Source organism: Cohnella endophytica, assembly GCF_003628305.1.
GTDB classification, from domain to species: domain Bacteria; phylum Bacillota; class Bacilli; order Paenibacillales; family Paenibacillaceae; genus Cohnella; species Cohnella endophytica.
On sequence record NZ_RBZM01000015.1, the window covers coordinates 53,722 to 74,158 of the forward strand.

The following is a 20,437-nucleotide window of genomic DNA, read 5'->3' on the forward strand; positions in this document are numbered from 1 at the left end:
GAACGAATAGCACGGCGGCCGTCAACTTGAAAGAGGAGCTGAATATATGAATTCAAGGTTTTGGCGTATGGCAATCGTTTTCGCGCTCGTACTGCTACTTACCGCACCTCGACTTACCGACCTTCCCATCGCGTACGCTTCATCGCAGACGTATTACGTCAGTTTTTCCTCCGGCAACGATTCGAATGACGGGCTTAGCGCCGCCACTCCCTGGAAGACGCTTGGCAAGGTTTCTTCCCGGACTTTCGGCGTCGGCGATTCCGTTTTGCTTAAGAAAGGCGATACTTGGACCGGGGAAACGCTGTATCTGAACGGCAACGGCACTTCGTCCAACTGGATCACGCTCTCCTCGTACGGAACGGGAACGGCCAAGCCCGCCATTACTCCCTATGCTTCCGTGGCCGCAATTCCCGCCGCCAATCCAACCAATCTCGCCGCGAACGGCTTGCTCTACGCCGTTTATCTTCATAATGCAGCCGGCTGGAAAATCAACGGACTCGAAATCGGTTACGCCAAGAGCGGCATCGTATACGTCAACGATACCGGCGGGACGCGCGACGGGTTATGGATCGAGGACTGCTACATCCACGACATCGTCAAATGGCCGATGAACCCTTTTCCATCTGCCGATAATCGGCTTGCCGCTCTACAGATCATGTCCTATTCGGTAGGTATCTACACCCATCTGGACGAATCATCGCCTTCCAATCAGCGACTAAAAAACGTCACGGTCAAAAATGTCGCGATCGATCGGACCGACGGGCCGCTCGAAATCCGCAAAGCAGACAACGTGTCTCTCGAAGGAATCCATACGAACGATTCGTACCACGAGGGCGTTCAGCTGACGGGCATAAACGTCGGTTACTCCGGGACTCCGATCGGTCTCATGAAGAACAGCGTCATTCTTAATTCCGGCATCAACGGCATGGCGTGGGGAACCGCCGGCCTGCAATTCAACGCCGTAGAGAACTTCGTGGCCGACAACGTTGAAATCGGTTATACCTATTCTCCGAACGGTATTGACGGCGTCGGCATCGATTACGAGGGACTGAACAAAAACGTCACCGTAAAGAACAGCTTCATCCACGACAATGCGGACGAAGCTGTGATGGTATACCGCAATCCCCAGTGGAGCGGAGGCGTCGAGAACGTCAATACGAGTTTGATCGACAACGTTTTCCAGAATAACGGTATCAACAACGACGGCAACCCGCACGCGGCCTTCTTGGTGCAGCAGTACAACTATGCGAACGGGGGCACCGTATCGGGCAACACGATCGTCAAGACAAGCCGGGCGCAAGCGCTCAACATGATCGTCGAGCGCACGCCCCAATTCAACGAATACTGGCCAACGGGCAGTTATTCCCTTTCGAATAATACCGTCAAACTTCCGAACGGCAATATTTTGAATTACGCCTCCACGGGCTTCAGCGGCACTCAGGGCAAGAACGGTTGGACCTACAGGCAATTCAACGGCTCGACGATCAGCGATCTCTCTTGGAACAATACCGATCAAACCTGGCAAGGTAGCGCGACATTCTTGCTCGTCGGCGAAGACTGGATGCATCCCGCGACCGGATATGTAACCGAGCGTATTTGGACGGCTCCGGCCTCGGAAAATATCCGAATTACGGGTAATCCCAAGAAAACCGATTCCGCTCTAGGCAACGGAGTCATCACGAGCATCTGGAAGAACGGCACCCAGATCTGGGCGCAGACGGTCACGACTACGACCGGCGTCCAACACGACATGCAAGTCAGCGTTAATGCGGGCGACACGATCGCGTTCGTCTTGGATCCCAACGGCGATTCCTCCTACGATAAGACGACTTGGAATCCGGTCGTCGAGGAAATCAAACAGACGGCTTACACGGCGAACACGGACTTCGGTCCGCAGCAAGGCATGTACGGCTGGCGTTATGTCGAAAACAACGGGAGCGCCGAAACGAATATGACGTGGAACGGCGCTTCGGGCGTTTGGTCGGGATCCGTAAACAACCTGTTGATCGGGGACGACTGGCAGCATCCGGCAATCGGAATTCAATCGCAGCGGAAATGGGTCTCACCTTCGTCCGGCACCGTGCGGATTACGGGGACCGTCCGGAAGTACGACTCCGCCTCCGGCAACGGCGTTATCGCAAGCATCTGGAAGAACGGGACCAAAATATGGGGAGATACGTCGGTAACAACCTTGACTGGAACATCGCACGACTTTACGGCAACGGTAGCGGCGGGCGATGCCCTCTATTTCAAGATCGATGCGAACGGGGAGCCTTCCAACGATAAGACGTTTTGGAATCCAACGATCAGTCTCGCTCCGTCCTTCAGCTTCGACGAGAAGATGGCGCCGTATTGGTCGGGAACTTCGATGTAAAACGAATCGGTTCAGAATCACCCGAACGATTTCCTGGTGCACGCTTATGCCAAATAATACATTCCCTCTCCAAACCACCTTCTTATGACGAACGCCGGCATTCCCTTGCTCTTGGTTAATGCGCAAAGAAAAAAGTCAGCACAATGGCTGACTTTTTCGCGTTCTATTGGCAAAGTGCTTAGAGCCCGAACGGGTCTTCCTCGCGCTTGCGGGCTTCTTCCTTCAGGACGGTGTACATGCCGGCGACATCTTCCTTGCGGGTGGACTCGGCCAACCGCTCGATCTGCACGGTTAACGTCCGCTGCCCGAATTGGACGTCCAGCACGTCTCCAACTTTTACGGTGGCGCTCGGTTTAGCCTCTTTACCATTGAGAAGGACGCGCCCCTGTTCGGACACGTCCTTCGCAACGGTGCGGCGCTTAATAAGGCGCGACACCTTCAAAAACTTATCGAGACGCATCTAATTACTTAACGGCGTCTTTCAGTTTGTTACCCGCTTTGAAAGCAGGAACTTTGGAAGCAGGGATCGTGATGGAGTTACCCGTTTGCGGGTTGCGGCCTACGCGGCCGGAGCGGCTGCGAGTTTCGAACGTGCCGAAGCCGATCAGTTGTACTTTGTCTCCGCCAGCAAGAGCGTCGGTTACTTCGCCCAAGAAGCCATTCAATACGGATTCTACGTCTTTCTTCGTCAAGCCGCTTTTTTCTGCGATGTTGTTGATCAGGTCTGTTTTGTTCATGGTACGGAATTCCTCCTATGATCTTTACCTAAATTCGTCGGGCGAGCCCTTGAGCCGCCTGCAACGTTTGATTGTTTATTGCATGAAGTGTACTATTCTGTCCCTTGCTAAAAAAATCCTGCCAATTCGCAAAAAAATTTCTCGAAATAGGTAGAAAGTACGGGAAAATCAGCGAATTTTAGGTCTTTTTAAGGTTTTACGCGCATTTTGGCCTCTCGCCACCAATTATCCATCTCTAACAAGTCAGTCTGCTCAAAAGTCCGTCCGCTTATACGCAGTTGCTCTTCGATGTACTTGAAACGCTCCGCGAACTTGCGATTCGTGCCCGCGAGAGCTTCTTCGGGATCTGCTTTGAGGAAACGGGAGGCATTAACGACAGCGAACAGAAGATCGCCCAGTTCGTCCTTCTGACGCTCCGAAGATTCCTCTTTGGCCGCATGGCGCAGTTCTTGCAGCTCTTCCTCGATTTTATCGAACACGCCGGTCAGATCGGGCCAATCGAAGCCGACGCCGGACGCTTTCTTCTGGATCTTATGAGCGCGCGGGAGGGCGGGAAGATCCTTCGGAAGGCCGTCGAGGAGCGATAGGCGTTCTTCGCGTCCTTTGAGTTTCTTTTCTTCGGCTTTCATTTGCTCCCAGTTAGCCAGTGCTTCTTCCGCGTCTTGGGCATTCTCGCCGCCGAAAACGTGAGGATGACGGAAAATCAGCTTATCGTTCAGCTCCGCAAGCACGTCGAACACGTCGAACGCACCGGTCTCCTCTTCCATCTGGCTATGCAGAAGCACTTGCAGAATCACGTCGCCGAACTCTTCCTTCATTCCGTCCGGATCGTCCAGATCGAGCGCTTCGATCGCTTCGAACGTCTCTTCGATAAAGTTGCGGCGAATAGATTGGTGCGTCTGCTCGCGATCCCACGGACAGCCTTCGGGGCTACGGAGAATCGAGACGATCTCGTGTAGCCGTTCAAACGAACGACGGCGAAGGCGGTCGTCCGCGCTCGCCGGAACGTATACGAGCATGAGGTTGCCGTAAGTTTCCTGACGGTCGAGTTCATGAAGGGGGATTTGCCTGATGTTCTCTTGTCCGGCAACGCCGAGAGCTTGGCCTACGATGACCGGATGGTCGTCCGGGTAGACGCCCATCAGCGTCAGCTTCACTTCGGAAGCGGTAAAGGCGTCGTACACTTGCCCGATGACCGTGTGCAAGCGCGGGCGCAGATGCTCGCGGGACAAGTCGGCCGCGTCGAGAAGCTGGAAGCCTTCGATCGGATCGAAGCCGAGCCGAGTAAACGCTTGATCGAGGAAGCTCTCGCCGCCGAGCAAGGCGAGCGAAACGCCTTCGCTGTCGGCGCGTTGGCGGAGCAGCTGAACGGCGCGCTCCGCGACCATCGGATGGCCCGGAACCGCGTAGACGATTTTCTCGTCGGGATATTGCTTTGCGATATGGAGAAGCGAATTCGCGATCGCTTCGTATACGTCTTCGAAAGAATCGGACTGCTCGTACAGCGAGTCGAAAGACTCGAACGAGACGCCGCGGAGCTTAAGATCCGCAACCGCCGGATGATCCGCCGTGCGCAGGTAGCGACGCTTGGACTGCTCCAATACTTTAAGCGTGCCGAGCGTCAGTTGATCTTCTCCGCCGGAACCCAGTCCGACGACCGTTATGGATGGTGGCATTGTGGTGGATCATCCTTTCTTGGTTGAGCTTGCGTGCTAGGAATCCGCTCGAATCGGCGACAGCTCCAACGCCGCTTAGGCGGGAGTTAGTCGGTTTGGGCGAGTAACTATGTGCTGGGAGTACCTCTTCGGCGGGAGTTAGTCGGTTTGGGCGAGTAACTACGTGCCGGAAGCGCCTCTTGGGCGGGAGTTAGTCGGTTTGAGCGAGTAACTACGTGCCGGAAGCGCCTCTTGGGCGGGAGTTAGTCGGTTTGAGCGAGTAACTACGTGCTGAGAGTACCTCTGAACAGCCAGTTAGTCGATTATTTCGAGTAACTCCATGCTGGAAGTACCTGCGAACCGCCAGTTAGTCGATTATTTCGAGTAACTCCGTGCTGGGAGCCCCTCAAACCGCCAACTATTCGGTTTTTTCGAGTAACTCCGTGCTGGGAGTACCTCTAACCCGCCAACAACTCTAACTCTGCCCGCTGTTCCCCCGAGGGTAAAGCTACTCGGAATGCGAGGCCGATGAACTGTCTCTGCCTTTATGTAACGTAGGGATGCGCAGCAACCAGGCGTCAATTCGGCTGCCGGAGATGCCCGGCAGCTCGCGCCATTGCTGCGGAGCGACGGCGCCCAAGGCGACGAGCGCCGCGGCGAAGACGGCGGCTCCGACGGCGACGCCCGGCAGGGCGACGAGGAGGGCCCCGACGCGCGCGGGCAGAGCGGCGGTAACCGCGTCTAACGCGAGCGCGACAAGCGCGACCGCGGCCGCCATAGCGGCCAGAGCAGCGCCTGAGCGCCATGCGAGCGAAGCGCGCGGGGCGGGCAGTTGGACGCGCTGACGCAAGGACAGCGCGTTAAGCACCGCCGCAGCGGCGAAGGCGCCGGCCATGGCGACTGCCGCGCCGTTGATGCCGTACGCGGGCACTAGCACCGCGTTGAGCGTTAGCTTGAGCAGCGCGGCGGCGGCCAAGTTCACGGCAGGCGACCGCAAGTCGCCCATGCCTTGCAGCAACGCCGCGCTCACCGCCTGCAGGGTGCCGCCCGCCGCGGCCAACCCCACGATCGCCATCGCGGCGGTGCCGCTGCGATCGGAGAACAAAGCCTCGTTGATCGGCGCGGAGAGCAGCGCCAGCCCGATCGCGGACGCGCACCCGACCCACCATGCGAATCGCATGGCGAATTGGGCTCGCGCCGCGAACTCCGCGGAATCGCCGCGGGCTCTAGCCGCCGTCAGCGCGGGTACGATCGCCGCGGCTGCACCGGCCGCCGCCATAGTCACGAGTTGCAGCAGCGCGATGCCCCGGTTGTAAACGCCGAATTGGGCGATCGCCCGGAGCGAGTCATCCGCCGAACCCCCCTGCTGCAAAAATCGCGGAATCGAGAATGCGTCGATTAGCCCAAACAGCGGCGCGACGACCGATGCGATCGCGACCGGAATGGCCACGAGAGCGATCCGCTTCACCAGAGCTCGCCTCGTCTCCGGCAGCTTAACGAATCGCGAACCGGATATTCCATTATCTGTTCCCGCGTTTTCTCCATCGCCGACTCCTGCGGCCTTGAAGCTTTTCCGTGCTCCCGTCGCCCGAATGACGATGGGCTTATTGCTTCCGCGCATGGATTGCCACAGCATCGCGACAAGTCCCGCGATCGCGCCGGTCGCCAATCCGCCGTGAACGGCCGCTGCCGTCGCGGAAGGCGACCAAGCGGCGTCTACCGCCCAGATCAGCGCCACGAGCATAAACGTCACGCGCGCGGTTTGCTCGGACAGCTGCGATAGCGCCGGACGCAACATATTCATTCGACCTTGACTGTAACCTCTAAGTACTGCCGTCGCGGGTGCGAACAGCAATGCCAGAGACGACATACGGATTGCGGGAGCAGCGTCGTCCAGCTTCATCCAATGAGCGAAAGTATCCGCGCCAAGCCAAAGAATGCCGAACATGAGCAGGCCGCTTAGGCTTAATAGCCCCAGCGCCCACCGAAGAACGCGTTGCGCCCCTTGTTCGTCCCCATGCGCCGTTCTCTCGGCCACGAGCACGCTGACGGCGACGGGAATACCTGCCGAAGCCAGCGTCATCCACATGACCGCCAGCGCGTAGACCGCGCTGTACAAGCCGAACACTTCGTCGCCGGCCATGTTCTGCAGCGGTATTTTCTGCAACGTACCGATCAACTTAGAGAGCAAAGCCGCCCCGCCTAGCAGAGCCGCCCCTTGCCATAACGCCTTTTTCCCCATCTCCTGGGGTTCCACTTCGATTCGCATCCTGGATCCATTCCCCATTCCCGCGCCTTGCGAACAATCCGATTTCCCGCTTCCTTATTCTCCCGGTGCATGCTCGTGATTCGATTATAAACGAAAGCCGCATAGCAAAAAAGCTTCCCGGAGAACAGATTGCGCCTCTGTTTCTATCCGAGAAACTTTTTCGCCTTTGCGGCTATGATATTACTGCTCCATTTGCTTCGCCAAGAAGCCCGCCGCCGTCTCCACCATCTTGCTCTCCATATCGGCCATGTTTACGGATTCGTCCTTGCTCAGCAAGACTACGGTGCCGATAGGATCGCCGCCGGCGACGATCGGAGCCGCTACGAACGAACTGATCGTTTCATTGACGTCGCGCAGCACTTCGTAGCTCCCCGAGCTCGTTTCCAATACGATTTTACGGTTTTCCATGCAGCTCTCGAGGACGTTTCCGATCGCCTTGTCGAGATATTCTTTCTTGGATGCTCCGGCTACCGCGATGAAAGTGTCGCGGTCGGAAATCATGGCGATATGCCCCGTGCTCTCCGATAAAGATTCCGCGTACTCCTTGGCGAAATCGCCTAACTCGCCGATCGGCGAATATTTTTTAAGGATGACTTCCCCGTCGCGATCCACGAAAATTTCCAGAGGATCTCCTTCTCGGATACGGAGCGTGCGACGAATTTCTTTCGGAATGACGACCCGTCCGAGGTCATCAATACGGCGTACAATCCCGGTTGCTTTCATGCTCGTGTTGCCCCACTTTCATTGGTGTATTCGCTCTGCTCTCGCCGGCGCGAATGACTTGCCGGCCTTTATGACGAACGCTTGTACAATCGGAAAAAGGTGACATGGAATCTTGATATGTAGTATTCAACCTCTCCCATTTTCTTATGCGTTCCCCCTCGGCTGGAGGAAACACCCGTTGCAACCATGAGCTGCTCGACTTGAACTCGCCGCCTTGCCAAAAACCGGCAAGCCCGGCCTCATAGAGGCAAGCTTGCCGGTTCGCTCCATAATGCGGTACCGGTCTAGAACGCCGGAACGACCGCCACGCCATACGTATCTTCGATGAACTTCTTGACGTCCGGCGAAGTTAACGCGGCGTCGAGTTTCTTGATCGCGTCGCCGTTCTCGTCGCCTTTGCGCACGACGATCACGTTCGCGTACGGAGAGTTCGCGTCTTCGCGGAACAAGGCGGAATTCGGATCGAGCTTGGCTTCGAGCACCAGATTGGTATTGATGATCGCTCCGTCCAAGTCGGGCAGCGAACGGGGAAGCGTCGCGGAATCCGCTTCGATGAACTTCAGCTTCAGCGGGTTTTCCACGATGTCTTTCGGCGTTGCCTCGTACGTCGTGATCCCTTCTTTCAGCTTGATCAGACCTTGCTGCTCGAGCAAGGCAAGCGCGCGGTATTCGTTGGACGGGTTGTTCGGAATGCCGATCTTGGCGCCTTCTTTGATCTCGTCCTTGGATTTGAGCTTGTCGGAATAGAAGCCGATCGGTTCGACGTGAACTTTCGTCGTCACGACGAAATCGTAGCCTTTCTCGCCTTTTACCGAATCGAGGTAAGGCACGTGCTGGAAATAATTCGCGTCGATCTGCTTCTCCTGCAAGGCGGGATTCAACTGTCCTTCGTCGTCGAATACGACGACATCGAGGTTAACTCCCTGCTCCTTGAGCGCCGGTTTGACGTGCTCTAGGATGACGGCATGCGGAACCGCCGCCGCTCCGATCTTCAACGTAACTTCCGTCGCCGGGGAAGCCGAAGGCGATGCAGACTCCGAAGGACTTGCCGACTCGGTAGAGGCCGACTGGCTAGCCGATGGCGAGGCCTCGTTATTGTTATTTTTCGAGCCGCACCCCGCAATCACCGTGCTAATCGCAACGAATAACGCAATAAGGACAACCAGGCTTTTCTTTGACATTTCTCTCTCCACTCCCGCTCTCTTTTTAATGGTCTATGTGATGAATCCGTAAAACCTCCGACTACTCCGTACGATGCCTTCTTCTGTCGATGGACTTGGCGATGGAGTCGCCCGTCCACTGGATCGCCTGTACTAGCAGGATGATAACGATCACGGTTGCGAACATAATATCCTCGCGGAACCGCTGGTACCCGAACCGGATCGCCAAGCTACCCAACCCTCCTGCGCCGATCGCCCCCGCCACGGCCGTCAACTCGGCAATCGCGATAACCGCGATCGTAAGGCTGCGAACGAGAGCAGGAAGAGCTTCAGGCAGCAATACGCGGAAAATAATCGCGAACGGAGACGCGCCGAACGACTTGGCCGCTTCGATTTTCCCGACCGCCACTTCCTTCAATGCGCTTTCGACGATTCGCCCTAAGAAGGGCGCCGCTCCGATAGACAACGACACGATCGCGGCCGTCGGACCTAGCGAGGTACCTACGACCCATCTCGCGAAGGGCAATAAGAGCACGATCAGAATAATGAAAGGCAAGGAACGCACGCTATTAATAGCGAGACTTACGATCCGATTAACTACCCTCGCCTCCAGTACGCCGCCTTTTTCCGTAACGACAAGCGTTATTCCTAAGAACAAGCCGAGAACAATGGCGAATACCGAAGACCAAACGAGCATGTAGAGCGTTTGGCGTAATCCTTCCCAGAGCAACTCAAGCAGATCGTCTCTCATATCCCCGCCCCGACCCCCTCGACCGCAAACCGCTTTTTCCTGTAATGCTCGACGATATGGACGAACCTTCGCGCCGTATCGCTCTCCGGATACAGGAAGAATTTATCGACCGAACCGGTCTCCACGATCTTCCCTTGCTCGATGACGGCAACGTTATTGCACGCATGCTGCAGAACGTCGAGCTCGTGAGTAATCAACACGACCGTGAGTTCCAGCTTGCGGTTAATGTCCCGAAGCAGCTCTAGGATCGAGTAGGTCGTCTGCGGATCGAGAGCGGACGTAGCTTCGTCGCACAGGAGGACGTCGGGCTCGTTTACTAGCGCCCGGGCGATGCCGACGCGTTGCTTCTGGCCGCCGCTGAGCTGGGAAGGGTACGCCTTCTCCTTGTCCCCGAGCTGCACCAGCTCCAACACTTCACAAACCCTTTTTCGGATCGTCGCTTTATCGCAGCCCGCGACTTTCAGAGGAAACGCGACGTTGTGGAAAACCGTCTTCCCCTCAAACAGGTTGAACTGCTGGAAAACCATCCCGATTTTCCTTCTCGCCTGCCGCAGCTGACTCTCCTTCAACCCCGTCAACACCGTGTCTCCAATGGCGATGCTGCCCTTATCGGGTTCTTCGAGCCGGTTGATGCAACGCACCAACGTCGATTTTCCCGCCCCGCTGAATCCGATGATGCCAATGATGTCCCCTTTCTCCACCGTAAGGTTCAGCCCGTCAAGCGCCTGCAGCTTGCCGCTCGGCGTGGCGTACGCTTTGCTTAAGCCGCGTATGGAGATCATCGTCTCACCCCCTTCCGTCTCGGTTGCCGAAATAAAAAAAACTAAGCTTCCGCACGCTAATCTTAGCCGCGGGGCTTAGTTTCCAGAGAACTGGTCAACTTTATGTTCGTATATCCGAGTATTTCTATCTGTTTTTATTTAATTTAGAGCAACTTCCATCGGTTGTCAATAGTTTTCTTACCCTAGGCTAGAACACAGAGTATAGCATACAAAAAGACGTGCCCGGAACCCCGTCGCAAGCTGCGAGCGGACTTTCGGACACGTCTTCGAATATTGCCGCCGTCGATTACTTCGCGGATGCGGAAGCCGACGCGTCAGGTGATGCGGATGGGGAAGCCGAAGGCGATGCGCTCGGGGAGCCCGAAGCGCTTGGGCTTGCGGAAGGTTCGGCCGGAAGCGTGACCTTGATGCCCAGCTTGTCCTGTTCGGCGGTCAAGAATTCGTTTAATTTGGTCGTTGCGAGATCCGTCTTGATCATATTCTTGGCTTGCTCGGATAGCTTATCGTAGGAAGAAGCCTCATCGCGAGCTTCGACCTTCATGACATGGTAGCCGTACTCGGTCTTAACGGGATCGCCGACTTTACCGATCTCTTGCGTGTTGGCGGCCTTCTTGAATTCCTCGACCCAGCCTTTGGCTACTTGCTTCTCGTACAAGCCGCCGTTATCCTTCGAACCGGTATCCGTGGAGAATTCCTTCGCTAGCGCCGCCCAATCTCCGCCCTCTTCGAGCTTGGCTTTGACTTCTTTCGCGGTCTTAAGCGCTTCTTCGTCTGTTTTCAGCTCGGCGCCGGTCGATGGATCAACCGTGCCGATCAAGATATGTCTAACGGATATGAGATTATAATCGGATGGAGCTTTCGCGTATTCCGTTTTAATCTCGTCTTCCGTAACTTTCGGCATGAAGTCTGCTTTCTTAGCGTTGTAATAAGCTTGGAACGCGACTAAATCCTGATAGAACGCAGTAGCATCGGCTACGGTCAGCTTGTTGTCGTCCATATGCTTCTTCAGGTCGGCATCGGTTTTCATCGCGTCGCTAATCTGCGTCTTGAACGTTGCGGCCGCGTCTTTCGCTTTTTTCAGGTCGTCCGCGCTTACGTCCTTGATCAATACTTTAGTAACGATGTATTGTTGAACGAACTGTTCCTTCAACTGCGGAATCGACATGTACATCGCCGTCTGAGGATTCATGATCTCCTGGAACGCCGTATATTTAGCAAATTCTGTGTCGGTTACTTCTCCGCCCGTATATGTAGCGATAACGGTGGCTTTGCTTTCTTTCTTGCCGCAAGCGGAGATCAATGCGACAAGCATGACCGCTGCCAGCGCTAAAAGTACAAACCGGCGATACGGCATGCGTTTATGGTGCAACATCCTGTAGTTCCCCCTTTGATTTTGTCGCTTCTTTGTATTGTACCAGAAAATCCTCTACAAGCGCTAATAAAGCGTTCTCATCCAGCCCTCGTACCTTAAAGCGAATCAGAAGCTGCTGATCGCTGATGGCGTTCACCATCCGGCCTTGGAATTTGCTTTCCATCGCCTTGAGCTTGCTTATTTCCAAGTCCGCCCTGCGCCGCTCTTCCAGCTTCAGCGTCAGTTCGTCCCCGCGGCGTACGATCGATTCGATGCCGTATTTGCGCCCGTACACCTTCAGTCTCGCGACTGCCATCAAGTTAAGGACTGCCTTAGGCGGTTCTCCGAAACGGTCGATAAGCTCCTCGAACAAATCTTCAACGTCCTCGAGCGTAGTCGCTGTCGCGACCTTCTTGTAGATCTCGATTTTCTGGATGCTATCGTAAATATACTCCGGAGGCAAGTACGCATCCACGCCCAGATCGAGCTGCGTATTGACCGGCTGAGGAGGCAACGCGACCCCGCCCATCTCCAGCTTGCGGCTCTGAATTTCCTCGGCGAGCATCTGCGAATACAGATCGAAGCCGACGGACGCGATGAAGCCGTGTTGCTCCGCCCCGAGCAGATTACCCGCTCCGCGAATGGACAAGTCGCGCATGGCGATCTTGAATCCGGAACCGAGCTCCGTGAATTCCTTGATCGATTGCAGCCTTTTCTCCGCGACCTCCGTCAATACCTTGTCCCGTTGGTACGTAAAGTAAGCGTAGGCGATCCGATTGGAACGTCCGACCCGACCCCGAAGCTGATAGAGCTGGGACAGCCCCATCTTATCCGCGTCATGGACGAGCAACGTGTTGACGTTCGGAATATCCACCCCGGTCTCGATAATGCTCGTACTGACGAGCACGTCGTACTCTCCGTCCAAGAAATCGAGGATCGTGCGTTCCAACTCCTGCTCCGACATTTGGCCGTGCGCCACGGCCACGCGGGCGGCGGGAGCGAGCGCGCTGATCTGTTCGGCCATCTGATAGATGCCTTGCACCCGGTTGAACAAATAATACACCTGTCCGTCCCGGGCCAGCTCCCGCTCCACCGCTTCGCGTACAAGCGTCGGACTGTATTCGACGACGTAGGTCTGCACGGGAAAACGATTCTCCGGCGGCGTCTCGATAACCGACAGATCGCGCACGCCCAGCATCGACATATGAAGGGTACGCGGAATCGGCGTCGCCGTCAGCGTCAGCACGTCCACGTTCGTTTTGATTTTCTTCAGCTTTTCCTTATGCGTAACGCCGAACCGCTGCTCTTCGTCGACGATCAGCAGCCCTAATTCCTTGAATACGATGTCCTGCGACAACAGCCTATGCGTGCCGATGACGACGTCGACGGTGCCGGCCTTCAAGCCCTTCATCGTATCCGTCTGTTCCTTGCGCGAGCGGAAGCGGCTGAGCACCTTAATATTAAACGGATATCCGGAGAATCTTTCCCGGAACGTCTCGTAATGCTGCTGCGCCAGAATCGTCGTCGGAACGAGCACGGCGACCTGTTTCCCTTCGATGGCCGCCTTGAACGCGGCGCGGATGGCCACTTCCGTCTTCCCGTAGCCTACGTCGCCGCAGAGCAACCGGTCCATCGGGCGAGGCGTCTGCATATCCGCTTTGATTTCCTTGATCGCGCGAAGCTGATCCGCCGTCTCGTCGTAAGGGAACATCTCCTCGAACTCTTGCTGGTAAGGGGTATCCTCTCCGAATCCGAAACCCGTCGTAGCTTGACGTTCCGCATAGAGCTTGATCAGATCGTCGGCGATATCCTTAACGGACGATTGGACTTTGGACTTAACCCGGTTCCAATCCGCGCCCCCGAGCTTGCTGACCTTCGGTTCCTTGTCCTCGTTGCCTACGTATTTCTGGATCAGATCGAATTGTTCTACCGGTACGGATAGACGGTCTCCACCCGCATAGATAATGTGAAGATAATCCTTATGAATGCCGCCGACCTCGAGCGTTCCGATTCCGAGATACTTCCCGACTCCGTGATTCTGATGCACGACGTAGTCGCCGACCTTCAACTCGGTATAGCTCTTGATTCGCTCGGCATTGTCCAGATGACGATCGACCCGGCGCGCTTTGCGCTGCTTCTGGGTGAACATCTCGCCTTCCGTGATGACGACGAGCTTGATCGAAGGCAGCTCGAAGCCGCTCTGCAGGTTCCCTTGCAGAATTTCCGGCATATCGATCTGATAGTCTTCCAACACTCGCCGCATGCGGTCGGCGCGTTCGGAGTTGCCGGCGAGCATCAAGATGCGAACCCCGCTCTTCCGCCAACGTTCCATCTCCGCCTTCAACACGTTCATCTGCCCATGGAAATTCTGCATGGAACGGCAGACGAAATTAACGATGTTCTGAGGCTGGGTATGGGGAATTTGACGAACGAACAGCGATAGAAACACCGTTTGGAAGCCCTTCGGATATAACGCCTGCTCCGCGTTAACGGCCAGCACGAAGCCCGGCAGGGACTTGCCCTGCTGCAGCAGATGGGTCGTCCATTCCAACTCGTCGCGTTCTAGCTGTCTCGCGGTTTCTCCCAGCCTGTTCGGTTCGTCCATAAGAAGGATCGAATCTTTCTGGATGTAGTCCAATAAGGTCTGGCGCTCCGGATAGAGCAAAGAAATGTACTTGTAAATTTCGGAAAAATAAACATTTTGTCGTAAAAGTTCGATTTCCCGGGAAATTTCGGAGCTGAGCCGTTCCTTGGCTTGCCTGTCGGACATTTTCTCTAGCTGCTTATCCAATAGATCATGCGCGTGCTGGGCGGCATTCTTGAATCGCCGGTCTCCGGCGATCCACTCCCGGCTCGGCTGTACGGTATATTGCTCCAGCTTGTCGATCGAGCGTTGATCGGCCGGATCGAATGTCCGGATCGAATCGATCTCGTCGTCGAACCACTCGATACGATACGCGCTCGCGTCCGCCAGCGGGAAGAAATCGACGATGCCTCCGCGCACGCTAAGGTGGCCCTTCTGTTCGACGCGATCCACCCGCTCGTAGCCGAGCTCGACCATGCTTCGCAAGAATTGCTCCATCGGTAACGTATTGCCGACCTTCAGATCGATATGTGCCTCCGCCATCGTCTTCATATCCGGCTGGAACCTTCGTACGCCGGCGAACGGCACGACAATAACGCCTCGGAAGCCTCCCGCCAGCTTGAGTATTACCTCTAAGCGTCGAGCCGAAGTTTCCGGGCTTGAGATCGCGGTCTCGGCCGCTATTAATTCATTAGCGGGATACAGCAGCACTTCTTCCGGGGAAAGACACTCTTGCAGATCTTCCGCCATCTTCTGCGCCGAGAACATATTATGAGTAATCACTACAATCGGCCGTTGCAATTCCCGATGCAATCCGGCAATCGCCGCTTGGCGCGCGGAACCGGACAGGCCGGCGACGAGTTGCTCGCGCATTCCGCCCTTCAGCCCTTGGATGACGCTAATTAAATCGGGATCGGTCACCAGCGATTGGATTAGCGGCTTCATGGCATTTCCCCTCTCCGATACAACATACGCAAATCCGCTTTGCGGAATCACAAGCAAAAACGCCTTCGGCGTCCAACGGGCGCCGAAGAAGCTTTGCGGAGGCGATTCGGAAATGAATGAGCGTAATATTTATAAATTCTGAATCACTGAAAAAAGCCCCGGCACAAGCCAAGGACTCCTTGAGAATGTCGGAACGTAAAGCTTAACCGTTCATTGCAACGGATTCGTCAGCAACGCAAGCTCCGGATTAGCGTCCAGCGTCTGGCTGCAGTACTCGCATATGACCCGTACGGTCACGTCCCCGTTGGAATTATACGCTATTATACGCTTTCGCTCTTCGGGGGTCAAGAAATGCAAGCCCAACCGATATTCGGGGACTTCCTCGTTCTCGAATCGCCCTAGGGACATGTTGCAATGCCGGCAAATATAGTTCACAGCCATATGTATGCCTCCTGGAGTTCGGTTATGCGGCAACGGCCGCCTCTTCCTCCAGTATTCCCTTATTCAGGGCTTCTCATGCTTTCGCGTTGTACTTCGCCATCGTTTGTTCGAAGGAATGCTGCATCGCGTATTCGATCGCGTCGCAAGCATCCTCGATCGATTTCCGCAGGTCCGTCTGCTCGGCCTTGGCGAACGTGGACAGCACGTAATCCGAGATGACCATTCCGGGCTTCGGCCGCGAGATTCCCACGCGCACGCGGTTGAAATTCTGGGTCCCCATATGCTGGATAATCGACTTGATACCGTTGTGTCCGCCCGGACTTCCTTGATACCTGAGGCGAATTCGCCCGGTTTCCGTGTCCATGTCGTCATAGACGACGATCAGGTCTTCCAGCTTGACCTTGTAATAGTCCATGAACGCCCGCATCGACTCCCCGGACAGGTTCATGTAAGTCATCGGCTTGATCAAGGCGATCTTCTCGGCGCCCACGCGCGCTTCCCCGATCAATGCCTTGCACTTGTTCGTGCTTACTTCGATATTCAACCGGCGGGCTAATTCGTCTACGACCATGAATCCCGCGTTATGCCGGGTATGGGCATAAGCGGCGCCGGGATTACCTAATCCGACTATCCAACGCATAACTGACTTCATCCTCCAATGCAGGGCCGATCTTCTGCGATAAATAATATATTTTTTGCGAGTTGCAACGATTATTCTCTTTCGCGTGTCCTAATGATTACAAGACTCATGACTCGATGCAAAGAAAGCGGGGTGAATTGATGTGTACATGAACGGCCAGATGATTTACGATGATCGGCACTTCCTAGATCATATGTGTTCCGAGGTTCCAGTGCAAATTTATTGCGGGAGACGGCACAGCGATATCGGGTTTATCGAATATTATGGCAAAGAATTCGTTCAGGTCAACAATATCTTCTACAACCGCAAGCAATTTACCTTCGTGTCGCGTCCCGGTTATTGAACCGTTACAACTCCTAAATTCCGAATAACCCAGAAGGGGCCGCGCTACGGAAGCGCGGCCCCTTCGTCTATATTCCAACACCTTCGCCTTATCCCTTATCGACCGCCGTGGCCGCTTCCGAATGCTTGCGGTCTTCCTCGGCTTTATCGTCCATCGCATCCAACTCTTCTTCCGTACGCTCTTTCTGAGGCGCCAGCACCGCTACGATGACCGTCTCCGGATCCTGCGTGGCCACGACGCCCTCGGGAAACTTAAGCTCGCCGATCGTGAGATGGTCCCCCACCCCAAGCTGGCTTACATCCACTCTTATCGTATCCGGAATATCTTTAGGATAACATTCGATTTCCACTTCGTGGGCCACGAGCTGAAGCATGCCGCCTTCCTTCTCGCCCGGAGACACTCCGGTAATATCGAGACGGGCGGCCGTCGTGACTTTCTGATTCATGTCGATACGGTGGAAGTCGATATGCATGATCTTGCGCGAGATCGGATCCCGTTGCAGGTCCGACAGCATGACCGGCTGTTTGCCCGCTCCCGGAACATCGATCTCGATCACGGAATTAGATTGACTTCTTAGCACCGCGGCGAGATCCTTGCCGTCGATGACGATTCGCGCCGGGCTGTCCAAACCTTTGCCATACACGACCCCCGGCACTTGGCCCGCGGAACGAATACGCCGTAACTCGCCCTTGGTTGACTCTTGGCGAGCTTGTACTTGCAAAGTCGAACTCATCATGAATACCTCCTCTGAAACGTATGACCTAGTTTTACCCTAGGGAGGAGGGGATTAAACATTAGACATGGGGCTCGAACAGCTTGCTAATGGACTGCTTCTCGTGAATCCGGACGATTGCCTCAGCTATCAATGGCGCCACGGACAGGATCCTCAGCTTGGACGTGCAGTTCGGATCGCGGATCGGAATCGTGTCCGTGACGACGATCTCGACGATCGGGGATGCTTCCAGGCGCGCAATGGCCGGACCGGATAGCACCGGATGCGTGCAGCAAGCATAAATATCCCTGGCGCCCGCCTGTTTCAGCGCGTTGGCCGCGAGGGCGATCGTTCCCGCCGTATCGATAATATCGTCGATAAGGATCGCGGTGCGCCCCGCTACGTCCCCGATAATGTTCATGACCTCGACGACGCCCGGCTCCGGCCGCCGCTTATCGATGATCGCGAGCGGAGCCTGCAGCGTATCCGCCAATCGGCGCGCGCGAACGACTCCGCCATGATCCGGCGAGACGACGACAGGGGAAGGCAGCTTTTTCTCGTTAAAATAATCCCCGAGAATCGGAACGCCTAGCAAGTGGTCGACCGGAATATCGAAGAAACCTTGAATTTGCATCGCATGCAAATCCATCGCGATAACCCGATGGGCGCCCGCCGTCTCGATTAAATTCGCCACGAGTTTGGCCGTAATCGGATCGCGCGAACGGGCTTTGCGATCCTGCCGCGCATAACCGTAATACGGAACGACGACGTTGATCGTCATGGCCGACGCTCTCTTGAGCGCGTCCACCATGACGAGAAGCTCGATCAGATGGTCGTTGACGGGAGCCGATGTGGACTGAACGACGTATACGTCGGCTCCCCTCACGCTATCGTCCAACCGTATGTGGATTTCCCCGTCGCTGAACCGGTTCATTTCCGCTTTGCCCAGCTCGACGCCGATATGTCCGGCAATGGCTTGCGCTAAATTGGGATTAGAGCTACAAGAAAACAGCTTTAAGGTTGGATCCGAATAGACCATCGCATAACCGCCTTTGTTTATTCGGTTTCTTTTTCTCTTTCCTTCTTGGCACGGGCGCGGGAACGGAACTTCTCCGCATATCCCGTCTTGTTGACTTGCCGCTCGCGAGCGATTGCCAGATCGTTGTCGGCTACGTTGTGCGTGATGGTCGAGCCTGCGACGACATACGCGCCGTTACCGATCTTGACCGGGGCAATAAGGTTAGTATTGCTGCCGATGAATACGTTGTCGCCTATTTCGGTCTTTGATTTATTATACCCGTCATAGTTGGCCGTAATCGCCCCGCAGCCGATATTGACGTTCGAACCGACGATCGCATCGCCAACGTAGCTCAAATGCGGCACTTTGCTATGGTCTCCGATATCCGTATTCTTAATCTCCACGAAATCTCCGATTTTAACGTGTTTGCCCAGTTGCGTGCCCGGACGCAAGTATGCGAAAGGACCCACGTTACATTGTTCTCCCACCTGCGCGCCTTCCGCTATGGACTGACGAATCGTCGACCCATCTCCGATAACGGAGTTTTTAAGCTCCGTCTGCGGACCGATAGCGCAATCCTCTCCGATCGAGGTTTCGCCGCGCAAAATCGTTCCCGGGTAAATGACCGTATCCGAGCCGATCGTGACGTCTGCATCGATATACGTATTGGCGGGATCGATTAACGTAACTCCGTTTACCTGGTGACCTTTGTTGATGCGAAGGCGCATGAGTCTTTCCGCTTCTCCTAGCGCTACGCGATCATTGACGCCGATGGATTCCGCCGGATCCTCGACCAAGCATGCTACGATGGCATTTCCCTCGCTACGCAAAATTCCGATGACATCCGTTAAGTAATATTCGCCTTGCGCGTTCCCGTTCGTAACCTGTTCCAAAGCGTTAAATAATTTACGGTTATCGAAGCAATACGTTCCGGTGTTAATCTCTTTAATCGCGATTTCTTCCGGATCGCAATCCTTATGCTCCACGATCCGCAACACGCCGTTATCCGCGCCGCGCACGATACGTCCATAACCCGCGGGTTCATCAAGCTCGGCGGTTAGAATCGTCGCAGCCGCTCCTTGGCTTGCATGCAAAGCAACCATTGCCTCTATCGTTTCCTTCCGAACGAGAGGCGTATCGCCGCAGATCACGATCGTTACGCCTTCTTCGTCCGCAAGCAGCGGCTTGGCCTGCATGACCGCATGACCGGTACCCAGTTGCTCCGCCTGCAACACATATTCCGCGGCGGCTCCCAACGTAGCCTTAACGGCTTCCGCGCCATGGCCGACGACAACGACGGTACGCTCGCATGCTGCGCCCCGCACGGCGTCCAGCACGTGGCCGACCATCGGCTTGCCGCATACCGGGTGCAACACTTTATATAGTTTCGATTTCATGCGCTTGCCCTGTCCCGCGGCCAGCACGATCGCCATTTTCTTCATTGGGTAGATAGCCCCTTCCGTTCCGGATCATAGTGTAAACTTCTCCAGAATCATAGCTCATTCTTATGCAAATGAAAAGAGAGCCGCACAGGGCCCTCTTCTCATGAATCTCATTATTATGCCCCTTCGACCATGACCTCTTCTTCTTGCGCCGCACGCTCGTATTCAGCCAGTACAGCGGCTTGAATCTTCTCTCGCGTACCCGAAGATATCGGATGAGCAATATCCCGAAACTCTCCATCCGGAGTCCGTTTACTCGGCATAGCGACGAACATGCCATTGTTCCCGTCGATTACGCGAATGTCGTGTACTACGAATTCGTTATCGATGGTAATCGAAGCAATGGCTTTCATGCGCCCCTCCGAATTGACGCGGCGGAGTCTCACGTCTGTAATTTGCACCTGTGTTCACCACCTTTGTCCATCAGAAAGACTTGGTGTAATATTCCACAAATGCGAGCAAACTCCTTCTTAAATATGGAAAATCAGCCGTTAAAAATGAAATTATTTT

18 protein-coding genes are annotated in these 20,437 nt (G+C 55.3%); 2 read left to right on the plus strand and 16 right to left on the minus strand.

Annotation, left to right across the window (positions count from 1 at the left end; genetic code table 11):
• Nucleotides 1–46 precede the first annotated feature (46 nt).
• A complete protein-coding gene (locus D7Z26_RS25595; protein ID WP_147423903.1) occupies nt 47–2,374 on the plus strand; it encodes a hypothetical protein in 2,328 nt (775 codons plus the stop codon).
• 178 nt (nt 2,375–2,552) lie between these two features.
• Here the strand turns inward: D7Z26_RS25595 and D7Z26_RS25600 are convergent, their stop codons facing one another.
• From D7Z26_RS25600 to pth, 12 genes are all read right to left on the minus strand, one after another.
• On the minus strand, nt 2,553–2,834 hold the full coding sequence (locus tag D7Z26_RS25600) for an RNA-binding S4 domain-containing protein (protein WP_120979883.1): 282 nt from the start codon (nt 2,832–2,834) through the stop codon (nt 2,553–2,555).
• A gap of 4 nt (nt 2,835–2,838) precedes the next feature.
• Nucleotides 2,839–3,111 (minus strand): HU family DNA-binding protein, encoded by a 273-nt coding sequence (locus D7Z26_RS25605; protein ID WP_120979884.1) that lies wholly within the window; start codon nt 3,109–3,111, stop codon nt 2,839–2,841.
• A 188-nt stretch (nt 3,112–3,299) separates the two neighbouring features.
• The gene (gene yabN, locus D7Z26_RS25610; protein WP_120979885.1) at nt 3,300–4,787 is read right to left on the minus strand and encodes a bifunctional methyltransferase/pyrophosphohydrolase YabN; all 1,488 of its coding nucleotides are present in this window, start codon (nt 4,785–4,787) and stop codon (nt 3,300–3,302) included.
• Nucleotides 4,788–5,274: 487 nt separating this feature from the next.
• Nucleotides 5,275–7,023: a polysaccharide biosynthesis protein gene (locus D7Z26_RS25615; protein WP_158602448.1), complete on the minus strand. Its 1,749-nt coding sequence runs from the start codon at nt 7,021–7,023 to the stop codon at nt 5,275–5,277.
• Nucleotides 7,024–7,215: 192 nt separating this feature from the next.
• Entirely contained in the window at nt 7,216–7,758 is a 543-nt protein-coding gene (spoVT, locus tag D7Z26_RS25620; protein WP_120979887.1) for a stage V sporulation protein T, read from the minus strand.
• Between the two features lie 284 nt (nt 7,759–8,042).
• Nucleotides 8,043–8,939, minus strand: coding sequence for a MetQ/NlpA family ABC transporter substrate-binding protein (locus tag D7Z26_RS25625; protein ID WP_120979888.1), 897 nt, complete (start codon nt 8,937–8,939; stop codon nt 8,043–8,045).
• A gap of 61 nt (nt 8,940–9,000) precedes the next feature.
• Nucleotides 9,001–9,669 carry a methionine ABC transporter permease gene (locus D7Z26_RS25630; RefSeq protein WP_120979889.1) on the minus strand — a complete coding sequence of 223 codons (669 nt, stop codon included), beginning with the start codon at nt 9,667–9,669 and terminating at the stop codon, nt 9,001–9,003.
• Complete coding sequence (locus tag D7Z26_RS25635) at nt 9,666–10,451, minus strand: methionine ABC transporter ATP-binding protein (RefSeq protein WP_120979890.1); 786 nt, start codon at nt 10,449–10,451, stop codon at nt 9,666–9,668. Before D7Z26_RS25635 ends, D7Z26_RS25630 begins: the two co-directional genes overlap by 4 nt.
• Nucleotides 10,452–10,737: 286 nt before the next feature.
• The gene (locus tag D7Z26_RS25640) at nt 10,738–11,823 is read right to left on the minus strand and encodes a peptidylprolyl isomerase (RefSeq protein ID WP_120979891.1); all 1,086 of its coding nucleotides are present in this window, start codon (nt 11,821–11,823) and stop codon (nt 10,738–10,740) included.
• The gene (gene mfd / locus D7Z26_RS25645; RefSeq protein ID WP_120979892.1) at nt 11,810–15,331 is read right to left on the minus strand and encodes a transcription-repair coupling factor; all 3,522 of its coding nucleotides are present in this window, start codon (nt 15,329–15,331) and stop codon (nt 11,810–11,812) included. The genes D7Z26_RS25640 and mfd overlap by 14 nt, the downstream gene beginning before the upstream one ends.
• A gap of 210 nt (nt 15,332–15,541) precedes the next feature.
• Nucleotides 15,542–15,772 carry an anti-sigma-F factor Fin family protein gene (locus tag D7Z26_RS25650; protein WP_120979893.1) on the minus strand — a complete coding sequence of 77 codons (231 nt, stop codon included), beginning with the start codon at nt 15,770–15,772 and terminating at the stop codon, nt 15,542–15,544.
• A gap of 73 nt (nt 15,773–15,845) precedes the next feature.
• Nucleotides 15,846–16,412 carry an aminoacyl-tRNA hydrolase gene (gene pth, locus D7Z26_RS25655; protein ID WP_120979894.1) on the minus strand — a complete coding sequence of 189 codons (567 nt, stop codon included), beginning with the start codon at nt 16,410–16,412 and terminating at the stop codon, nt 15,846–15,848.
• Nucleotides 16,413–16,560: 148 nt separating this feature from the next.
• Between pth and D7Z26_RS25660 the strand changes: the two genes are divergently transcribed.
• Entirely contained in the window at nt 16,561–16,755 is a 195-nt protein-coding gene (locus D7Z26_RS25660) for a hypothetical protein (RefSeq protein WP_179952653.1), read from the plus strand.
• 88 nt (nt 16,756–16,843) lie between these two features.
• Here the strand turns inward: D7Z26_RS25660 and D7Z26_RS25665 are convergent, their stop codons facing one another.
• The 4 genes from D7Z26_RS25665 to spoVG all read right to left on the minus strand — a co-directional run bounded on the left by D7Z26_RS25665 (nt 16,844) and on the right by spoVG (nt 20,328).
• The gene (locus D7Z26_RS25665; protein ID WP_120979896.1) at nt 16,844–17,488 is read right to left on the minus strand and encodes a 50S ribosomal protein L25; all 645 of its coding nucleotides are present in this window, start codon (nt 17,486–17,488) and stop codon (nt 16,844–16,846) included.
• Between the two features lie 61 nt (nt 17,489–17,549).
• Nucleotides 17,550–18,506 (minus strand): ribose-phosphate diphosphokinase, encoded by a 957-nt coding sequence (locus D7Z26_RS25670; RefSeq protein ID WP_120979897.1) that lies wholly within the window; start codon nt 18,504–18,506, stop codon nt 17,550–17,552.
• Nucleotides 18,507–18,523: 17 nt separating this feature from the next.
• A complete protein-coding gene (gene glmU / locus D7Z26_RS25675) occupies nt 18,524–19,927 on the minus strand; it encodes a bifunctional UDP-N-acetylglucosamine diphosphorylase/glucosamine-1-phosphate N-acetyltransferase GlmU (protein WP_120979898.1) in 1,404 nt (467 codons plus the stop codon).
• Nucleotides 19,928–20,043: 116 nt separating this feature from the next.
• Complete coding sequence (spoVG, locus tag D7Z26_RS25680; RefSeq protein WP_115995948.1) at nt 20,044–20,328, minus strand: septation regulator SpoVG; 285 nt, start codon at nt 20,326–20,328, stop codon at nt 20,044–20,046.
• Nucleotides 20,329–20,437 lie beyond the last annotated feature (109 nt).